The sequence below is a fragment of the Bacteroidales bacterium genome, from assembly GCA_014860585.1.
In the GTDB taxonomy this organism is placed as follows: domain Bacteria; phylum Bacteroidota; class Bacteroidia; order Bacteroidales; family 4484-276; genus RZYY01.
Genome location: JACZJL010000087.1, coordinates 1 through 9,436, shown reverse-complemented (window position 1 = coordinate 9,436; position 9,436 = coordinate 1). Strand labels below are relative to the sequence as shown.

The following is a 9,436-nucleotide window of genomic DNA, read 5'->3' as shown; positions in this document are numbered from 1 at the left end:
GGAAAAGGCCTCAGAATGACAACCAAACAACAGGTAACCAAAACAAATAATCAACACAAAAACTGGTGAATTACTTTTGCGAAAAACTGATGAAACACAATTGCGAAAAACTGATGAAATTAAATTTGCTATTTACAGAAGGTTAAGTGTTTTTAAATGCTTGACCTTTTTTTTTGGTGAAAACATAATTTGGTTGGTTATCGCGTCCCGACCTGGGGTCGGGAAGGTCGTCCCGCCGAATGCGGGACTACCCCGACAACTGAAAATCAGAAGGTTAAGTGTTTTTAAATGCTTGACCTTTTTTTATTTGGTGAAAACATAATTTGGTCGGTTATCGCGTCCCGACCTGGGGTCGGGAAGGTCGTCGCGCCGAATGCGGGACTACCCCGACAATTGAAAATCAGAAGGTTAAGTGTTTTTAAATGCTTGACCTTTTTTTATTTGGTAAAAACATAATTTGGTTGGTTATCGCGTCCCGACCTGGGGTCGGGAAGGTCGTCCCGCCGAATGCGGGACTACCCCGACAAGTGAAAATCAGAAGGTTAAGTGTTTTTAAATGCTTGACCTTTTTTTATTTGGTGAAAACATAATTTGGTTGGTTATCGCGTCCCGACCTGGAGTCGGGAAGGTCGTCCCACCGAATGCGGAATTAGTGCTGAACATTTTACCCCAATTCCATCTTTTATTAGCATAAACCTTTTATTATGAAGATTGCAGAAAATATTACTGATCTTATTGGACGTACTCCGCTGATTCACCTGGGAAAGTTTAGCGAGGAATGTGGCGCCAACCTGTTTGCGAAGTTAGAGTATCAGAACCCTGGTGGCTCGGTGAAAGACAGGTTGGCTTGGGCTATGATCCAGGATGCCGAAGAAAAGGGGCTGATCAACCGCAATACGGTGATCATCGAGCCAACCAGCGGCAATACCGGTATTGGTCTGGCAATGGTGTGTGCAGCAAGGGGTTACCGGCTGGTGATTACTATGCCGGAGGCCACTTCGATCGAACGCAGGCTGCTGATTAAAGCTTACGGCGCCGAGTTGGTGCTTACCGAAGCTGACAAAGGGATGCAGGGTTCGATTGACAAAGCCATTGAACTAAGTCACAACTATGAGCACAGTTTCATCCCATACCAGTTTCGAAATAAGGCCAATGTTGAGATGCACCGCCGAACCACCGGCCCCGAAATATGGCATGATATGGATGGTAAATTAGATATTTTTATTGCTGGGATGGGAACTGGTGGAACGGTTACAGGTACAGGTGAGTACCTGAAAAGTAAAAACAATGCCATAAATGTTGTTGGTGTGGAACCGGCCGGATCACCCGTAGTGTCGGGAGGAAAACCTGGAAAGCACCGGATTGCGGGCATCGGACCGGGATTTATCCCTGAAGTACTGAATGTAAATATTCTCGATGAGGTGATTATGGTAACCGATGAGGATGCTACAACCCTTGCACGACGACTGACACGGGAAGCTGGTGTTTTCAGCGGAATTTCAAGCGGCGCCATCCTTTGGGCTGCCATGGAGATTGGGCGCCGCACCGAAAACCAGGGAAAGAACATTGTACTGATAACCTGCGATACTGGGGAGCGGTATTTGAGCACATCACTTTATGCAGCAGAATAATTCATGTGTTTTATTTACCTGTGAATGAAGTGCTGAACCCACCTCAATCCAGGGTTTAATGTTTCATTTGTCCCGATCACACAACGACTTGTTCTTTTCCAGTTTGCCCTCCATGAACGATAAAAAGTAATGGCTGATTAAACAGACCTATGGTCGGTATAAATTTTAAAAAAATCCAGTTAAGAAGTATGAAAGAAGATAAATTCCACGATGAAATCATAAAAACTGCTATTGAAAAGCTCTCACTCAGCGAATCATACAAAATGGTGTACATGCCGCAGCATGGGCGCAGTATGCCTTCGGTTGTTATTTTGAATGAGATGGTGAATAAATTCAGGGAAATATTATTTCCAGGTTATTTTGGTCATTCATCCCTCAACAGAAATAACTACTCCTATCACCTGGGAGTGAATGTGGATGAAGCTTTCAGGCTGTTGAGCGACCAGGTTTTCAGGGGAATATGTTTTTCGTGCCGGCAGGATCAGGAGTTCGACTATGAATGTGGGGAAAATGAAGCCATGGAAAAGTCAACACAATTGATAGCTAAACTTCCTGAAATCCGCCGGCTGTTAGCAACGGACGTGAGGGCAGCTTATCTTGGAGATCCCGCTGCCAACAGTGAAGGAGAGGTCATCTTCAGTTATCCTACCATTCGCGCCATGACCAATCATCGCATCGCCCACGAACTTTACAATCTGAACGTGCCGCTTATCCCCCGTATCATCTCCGAAATGGCACACTCCGAAACTGGTATTGATATTCACCCCGGCGCGAAGATTGATGAGTTTTTTGCCATTGACCACGGAACGGGCGTTGTCATCGGTGAAACAGCGATTATCGGGAAACGGGTCAAAATTTACCAGGGAGTGACCCTTGGAGCTAAAAGTTTCCCTTTAGACGACCAGGGTAATCCGATCAAAGGAATCCCCCGTCATCCTGTTGTTGAGGATGATGTAATAATTTATTCCAATGCTACAATTCTGGGAAGAATTTCTATTGGTAAAGGCTCGGTGATAGGAGGCAACATCTGGGTTACAAAAGATTTACCTCCATATTCAAGGATCACACAGCAAAAACCGTTGGATCAGTCGTTCAGCAATGGAGGAGGGATATAGCAATTGAAGGGTTGCAGAAGTAATCAAAACCTCCCTTACTCCAACTTATAACCAGTCAAACGGATATCTTTGACTTTAATCAGGTAAACTGCCAGTGTTAAGGCTCCAATAGAAGTAAAAATGTGCCACAGCCAATGGGTTCCTGCTTTAAAAATTTGATTTTCCCAGTCATCAGCATGCCGGAAAAAGAGTGCTAACAGGAGGAAAAGAGCGCTGTAAAGAAGGTATTTGACATACTTAAACCGTGTACTGATCAAAAATATCATGGCCGGGAGAAAGATCATCAACCCTGTGATAAAGTAGGAAAGATTGATGGCTGCATGTCCTTCAACAAGGCGAAATGCAGCAAACCGGAATATCAACGAAACGGTAATCACCCCAATCACATACATCCAATGTGGCAACACCTTGTTCCAGAGGTAAATGCTGATCGAGAGTGTCATGATGGCGATGGGGACAAAGTCCAGGAAGAGGAAAAAACGATGTGCCCTGAAGGCATGGTACAATGTGCTGCCTATTCCTCCGATGGCCATTAGCGGTGCAGCCCAGAAGATCAGGAAAGCATATTGCCGGTATTGCCCTCTAAGGTGATACAAGAGGTAAAAAACAGGGATCAGGAAGGTGAGTGAAGAAATGGCATTCCACGGTTCTACAAACAAATGATCTAAATCGGTCTCGTGATAAACTGGACCTCCGTCAGGCAATCTGAACATGTTGTTTATGAATTTTGGTTTTAAAAAATGCTGTGAAACCACTAATCAATGATTGTTGCAGTTACCGAGAAACAAACTGAGGTCATTATTGTTTGGAAGGATTTTCTAAAACAGTGGTAGAGTAACTTGCAGAGTAAGCTCCAAAAAACCCAAATCCTCCGTTTGAAATGTTGCCGTTAACATTCGCCGGTGGCCCGCTGAAAAGTGGCGATTGGTAGCTGATTTCTTCCTGTACCCTGAAAATAAATTCTGAATGGTCTTTGGTCAACCTCGATATTTTTAGTTTCACCGTATCGCCCGGAACAATTTTTTCGTAGCTCAGGCTTTGATCAAAGTATCCTACTCCAATGCCATTAGTATAGTTGCCATTGTAAAGCAGATCGTCAACCACAAAAACCTTACTGATCGAATCGGTGACCAAACGTCCGTTGATATAGGTTTCAAACATGTAGAAATCCTCAGTTGGCGGATCCCAAACAAAACATTGTACTTCGTAAAAACCATCTTCGCCCCAGTACTCATAAAATTTCAAATCGATGGAGTCGACTTCGTTAATAGGATAAATTTTGGAGATAGCTTCAAATTCCTTTGCACCGCCTATTTCCTCATCCAGGACGATCCTCAGCCGGTATTCGCTGCCGACTTTTCCATACACATCAGGTGCTGTCAGGTAAATTCCTGAATTTTCAGGGGTTTCGGTGAGCTCGAAAAAATCAGCATCACTTGAAATGGTCACCAGCGCCCCACTTACCGGCTCAGCCGGCTCGTTGACGAAATAATCGGCAGTTTTTGTCAGTTTAACGATGTGTGCAGTGGTATCGGTCGAAATATTGCCTTCCACTACAATGCGGGCATACTCCTGCTCATCGAGTTTTACATCAATGCGTTCGGTGCAGGAATAAACCAAAAGAACCAGGAATGTTATTGCAACTGTATTTTTCATGATCATATCTATTTTCGATTGGGTTAAAAGCGGAAATTGTAGGTTATGCTGGGTATGATGGAAAAGAGATAGGTCATTTCGGCATAAGTGGTGTAAGGATCATTGGCGTCCTGCACAAAGTTGATGGTCCATGCATTTTTACGGGCATAAGCATTGTAAACCGAGAGGTTCCACTCGCCATACCATTTTCTGTTGGGATTTGGCGTTGGCCTGAGGGTTACTGAAACATCAAGCCGGTGATAATCAGGCATGCGATAAGCATTTCGTTCGGAATAGATAGGAACCACAGCGTTTCCCCAAACGGCACGCCCGACCGGAAAAGTAACCGGTCTGCCCGTGGCATAGACCCAGTTTGCGCCCATCGAAACCCGCGGACTTAGATCGTAATTTACCACAATGGACAAATCGTGTGGTTTGTCATAATTGGCCGGGTATGGATTTCCATTGTTGATCTCTTCAATTTCCCGTTCTGCTTTTGACAGCGTGTAGCCGATCCAACCGGTGAGGTCGCCTTTCACTTTTCGCAGCATGAACTCCATGCCATAAGCCCATGCCCTGCCAAACCGCAGCTCGCCTTCCAGTTCTTTGTTTAACAGCAAATAAGCATGGTCTTTAAAATCAATGGCATTTTGCATGTCCTTGTAGTAGGTTTCGACAGAAAATTCCCACCTGTTGTCGTCAAAATTCCGGAAATACCCGACAGCTCCCTGGTTGGCAATCTGCGGTTTAACATTGGGGCTCGACGGAAACCAGATGTCAAGTGGTGTGCCCGCTGTGGAATTCTGCGCCAACTGAAGATATTGAGCAGTTCTGGAATAACTCGCTTTGATGGAAGACCGCTCATTGAGCAGGTAAGTCAGACCGAAACGGGGTTCGAGGTTGGTGTAAGTATTGAAAAACTGTCCGTTTGAATAATTCGTGGAATCAACCATGGTGTAGTTTTCATCGAAGTCATAGGAAACACCCGGACCAATATTCTGGAATATCGAAAACCTCAGACCGTATTTAAGTGTCAGGACGTCGCTAATCTGCTGTTCATTGCTGATATATAATCCAGATTCAAGTGCATAATTTTTTGGAAGTACATATTCATTAAAAAATGTCTCCTCACCTATCCCTCTTGCCTCACCGGGATTGAAGGTATGATAAATCATGCTGCCTCCGAACTTTATCGTATTGCGCGTATCGTAAAACAGGGTGAAATCGGCTTTGGCGCTATAATCAAGCAACCGCGATTTCCACTCAAACGAGTTGGCTTGTCCTTCCGGAACACCCAATTCGTAGTCGTAACGCGAACGTAAGAGGGTAAAGTTGGAAAACAATTTCTTGGAAAACAGATGATTCCACCGCATGGTAACGGTGCTGTTGCCCAAGGTCATTTCAGCAAATTCGTTCGAAAACACATCCCTGCCCAGGTAAGTCGAAATGAAAACACGGTTATTCTCATTGATCGTATGGTTCACTTTTGCATTGAAATCATAGAAATACAGCCTGCTATCCTGCACATTCGGGTCATTGGCCAGTGGGAGAAAAAGATCAGCGTAGGTCCTTCGGCCTGAAACGATAAATGAAGTATTTTCTGACAGGATCGGCCCTTCAAGCGTCAGCCTGCTTGAGATCAGGCCGATGCCGCCGGTAGCTGAAAACTTTTTGTTGTTTCCATCCTTCATTCTCACATCCATCATCGAGGCAATTCTTCCCCCCTGCGACGCCGGAATATCCCCTTTATACATGGTTACATCTTTCACGGCGTCGTTATTGAACACCGAGAAAAATCCCAGCATATGCCCTGCGTTGTAAACGACTGCTTCGTCGAGCAGCACAAGGTTTTGGTCGGCGCTGCCTCCTCTTACGCTGAAGCCGGTAGAGCCTTCGGAGATGGTCTGAATGCCGGGTAAAAGCTGCATGGCGCGGATCACATCAATCTCTCCAAAGAGCGCCGGAATCTGGTTAATGGTTTTCGACTCTACTTTGGTTACGCTCATTTCGGGCGCTCTTACGTTTTTATCCTCACGTTCACCCACAATCACAATTTCCTCAAGCACTTGCTGCGATGAGCTTAAACCGATATTCAAAGTCATATCTGCTGTCAGCTCTATCGCTTTGGAGACGTTCTGGTAACCAATATAGGAAAAGGTAAGCGAATACTTACCGGGAGGGAGCGTAAGGGCATAGAACCCGTAAAAGTTCGACACTGTGCCGGTTTGCAACTCGGTGATGTAAACAGTGGCGCCGAGCAGGGTTTCCCCATTTTTCTCATCAGTAATGTAGCCGCTGATCGTAAATTTCAACGCAGCAGGATCACTTTCCGCAAACGCACTTAACTGGAATACCAGCAGTACGGTTAACAAAATCAATACTTTTCTGAAGATCATAAAAGAGTTTTCGGTTAATAAAGAAATCAACAAGAGTTTTGGGTTAATGACATTTTTTTTTCGAAACGGTTGCAAAAGTAAAGGCCGAATCCAAACAAAAATTAATTACAGCCTCACAATTCATAACAATCAGGGGGTGTGTAAGGTTGTGTTAAATTTTAGAATGGAAAGTTGTTAATCGTCCTGAAGACTCTCAGTGCACTCCAGCCCTGACAATATTTCAATGCAATTCACTTTTTACGTTTTGAACTCACGGAACTTTTGGAAACTGCAGCCTTCAGTTAATTGATTTTGATGATTTTCTGTGAAGTGGTTTTCTGGCCGGTTTGCACTTTGCAGAAATAAATTCCTTTTGGCAGGCTGCCTGCATCCCACGTAAATTGTTGTTGCCCGGCAGGCAGCAGGTCATTGTGTAATTCGGCTATTTTTGCGCCGATGCAATTGAAAATTTGAATGGAAGCAATTGAATTTTGTGGCAGGTCAAATTCAATGATGATGTTGGTTGTGAAAGGATTGGGAAAGACTTTTACTGCCATTGATTGATTTGGCAGGTTGAACTCCATTACACCTACTGGAATACCATTTTCATTATAAAGAGCCAATCCGTCAAAAAAGGTTCCAATGTACTTGGTGCCATTTTTATCTATGACTAAAGCGGCGATTATGTTATCAGGCAAGCCCGAATTTGAAGTATTATAAATCATCCAGTCGGTTCCATGAAAGGCTGCCAATCCATCATTAGTTCCAATCCACTTTGTGCCATCTGGGTCTATGTCTATTGACGCAATATAATCGTCAGGCAGACCAGAGTTGGAAGTGTTGTAGGTCGTCCAGTTTGTACCGTCAAATGCTGCCAATCCACCCTTGGTTCCAATCCACTTGGCGCCATCTGGGTCTATGTCTATTGACGCAATATAATCGTCAGGCAGACCAGAGTTGGAAGTGCTGTAGGTTGTCCAGTTATTACCGTCAAATGCTGCCAATCCACCCCTGGTTCCAATCCACTTTGTACCGTTTTCGTCTATGATTATTGTGATAACGTCGTCATCCGGCAAGCCTGAATTTGAAGTGTTGTAGGTCGTCCAGTTTGTTCCGTCAAATACTGCCAATCCGCCACCCAAGGTTCCAATCCATTTCGTTCCGTTTTCGTCAATGGCTATTGCCAAGATACGGTTAACAGGCAAAGCCGAATTTGAAGTATCATATGTAATCCAGTTGGCGCCGTCAAATACTGCCAATCCGCCAAACCAAGTTCCAAGCCACATCGTACCGCTTTCGTTTATGGCTACAGACCTGATAGTGTTATCAGGCAATCCTGAATTTGAAGTGTTGTAGGTTGTCCAGGTTGTGCCGTTAAATGCTGCTAACCCGCCAAAATAGGTTCCAATCCACTTCGTGCCGTTTTTGTCTATGGCTATTGAATAAATCCAATTATCCAGCAAGCCCGAATTTGAAGTGTTGTATGTAATCCAGTTGGCGCCGTCAAATACTGCCAATCCGCCAAGAGAGGTTCCAATCCACTTCGTGCCGTTTTCGTCTATGGCTAATGAATGGATACTGTTATTAGGCAGGCCAGAGTTGGAAGTGTTGTAGGTCGTCCAGTTTGTGCCGTCAAATGCTGCCAATCCAACTCCGGTTCCAATCCACTTCGTGCCGTTTTTATCTATGGCAATTGAACGGACATTGTCATAAGGCAGGCCAGAGTTGGAAGTGTTGTAGGTTGTCCAGTTTGTGCCGTCAAATGCTGCCAATCCACCCTTGGTACCAATCCACTTGGTGCCATCTGGGTCTATGTCTATTGACGCAATATAATCGTCAGGCAGACCAGAGTTGGTAGTGCTGTAGGTTGTCCAATTGATACCGTCAAAAGCTGCCAGTCCGCTTCCAAAAGTTCCAATCCATTTCGTTCCGTTTTCGGATATTGCTATTGACCGAACATCATTAACAGGCAGGCCAGAATTTGCTTTATTGTAAAAGGTAGTTTCTCCGTTTGTTTTATTGAGTTTTACCATTCCACCATTATTACCTACCCATATAAATTCACCCTCTTCCGCAAGGGCAAAGATATTATCACCATTGGTGTAATTCAGCCACTGCGGATTTTGGGCATTGGTCTGATAAGTCAGGATCATCATTGCTGCTAAGAATAAAAATAAAGTTTTCATGGTTTCCAGTTTTTTTAAAATTCATTTATTGAACTTTAATGATTTTCTGTGTCAAAGTTTCCTGCCCAACCCACACCAGGCACAAATAAACCCCCACCGGCCATTTTGAAATGTCAATCTCAGTCCGGAAATCTCCTGCTTTTGGCTGATCATCGGTTATCAAGGCCATCTGTTGTCCTGCGGCATTTAGCACAGTGAGGTGAATGGGTTCTGGTTTTTCAAGTATAAGTTGAACAGTCAGCCGATCGTTAGCGGGGTTGGGGAAAACGGACAAACTTTCCGGTGGCGTGATTTCCTCCACAGTAACCATACATTCTTCGATAACTTCTTCCGGGTTGTTGCAGCCGGGAGCGTTGTTCGAAATTGTGTCCGTTTCGGATGGCGCAACCAGGTAATCGCAGATGCTTTGCACATCACAAGTGGATAAAGAGGTATTATTGGCTATGTATAGATTTGTGATGGAACTGGCTGCAATATTCTCCAATCCTGCGAGG

Annotated in this window: 7 protein-coding genes; 2 read left to right on the top strand and 5 right to left on the bottom strand. The window is 44.5% G+C overall.

Features of this window, described 5'->3' with window-relative positions; translation table 11 throughout:
• The first annotated feature begins 704 nt into the window (after nt 1-704).
• Nucleotides 705-1,631, top strand: a complete 927-nt coding sequence (cysK, locus tag IH598_08760; GenBank protein ID MBE0638598.1) for a cysteine synthase A — start codon at nt 705-707, stop codon at nt 1,629-1,631.
• Nucleotides 1,632-1,819: 188 nt separating this feature from the next.
• On the top strand, nt 1,820-2,746 hold the full coding sequence (locus IH598_08755) for a serine acetyltransferase (protein ID MBE0638597.1): 927 nt from the start codon (nt 1,820-1,822) through the stop codon (nt 2,744-2,746).
• 35 nt (nt 2,747-2,781) lie between these two features.
• Here the strand turns inward: IH598_08755 and IH598_08750 are convergent, their stop codons facing one another.
• The 5 genes from IH598_08750 to IH598_08730 all read right to left on the bottom strand — a co-directional run.
• A complete protein-coding gene (locus IH598_08750; GenBank protein MBE0638596.1) occupies nt 2,782-3,459 on the bottom strand; it encodes a hypothetical protein in 678 nt (225 codons plus the stop codon).
• Nucleotides 3,460-3,544: 85 nt separating this feature from the next.
• A complete protein-coding gene (locus tag IH598_08745) occupies nt 3,545-4,402 on the bottom strand; it encodes a DUF4249 domain-containing protein (protein ID MBE0638595.1) in 858 nt (285 codons plus the stop codon).
• 23 nt (nt 4,403-4,425) lie between these two features.
• Nucleotides 4,426-6,777 (bottom strand): TonB-dependent receptor, encoded by a 2,352-nt coding sequence (locus IH598_08740; protein ID MBE0638594.1) that lies wholly within the window; start codon nt 6,775-6,777, stop codon nt 4,426-4,428.
• Nucleotides 6,778-7,058: 281 nt separating this feature from the next.
• On the bottom strand, nt 7,059-8,942 hold the full coding sequence (locus IH598_08735) for a T9SS type A sorting domain-containing protein (protein ID MBE0638593.1): 1,884 nt from the start codon (nt 8,940-8,942) through the stop codon (nt 7,059-7,061).
• A gap of 25 nt (nt 8,943-8,967) precedes the next feature.
• Nucleotides 8,968-9,436: T9SS type A sorting domain-containing protein (locus IH598_08730; GenBank protein ID MBE0638592.1), on the bottom strand; the 469-nt coding region annotated here is incomplete at its 5' end.

Bases quoted from the DNA above. Each gene is read 5' to 3' on its own strand.
- cysK (MBE0638598.1), top strand. From the start codon at position 705: ATGAAGATTGCAGAAAATATTACTGATCTTATTGGACGTACTCCGCTG.
- IH598_08755 (MBE0638597.1), top strand. From the start codon at position 1,820: ATGAAAGAAGATAAATTCCACGATGAAATCATAAAAACTGCTATTGAA.
- IH598_08750 (MBE0638596.1), bottom strand. From the start codon at position 3,459: ATGTTCAGATTGCCTGACGGAGGTCCAGTTTATCACGAGACCGATTTA.
- IH598_08745 (MBE0638595.1), bottom strand. From the start codon at position 4,402: ATGAAAAATACAGTTGCAATAACATTCCTGGTTCTTTTGGTTTATTCC.
- IH598_08740 (MBE0638594.1), bottom strand. From the start codon at position 6,777: ATGATCTTCAGAAAAGTATTGATTTTGTTAACCGTACTGCTGGTATTC.
- IH598_08735 (MBE0638593.1), bottom strand. From the start codon at position 8,942: ATGAAAACTTTATTTTTATTCTTAGCAGCAATGATGATCCTGACTTAT.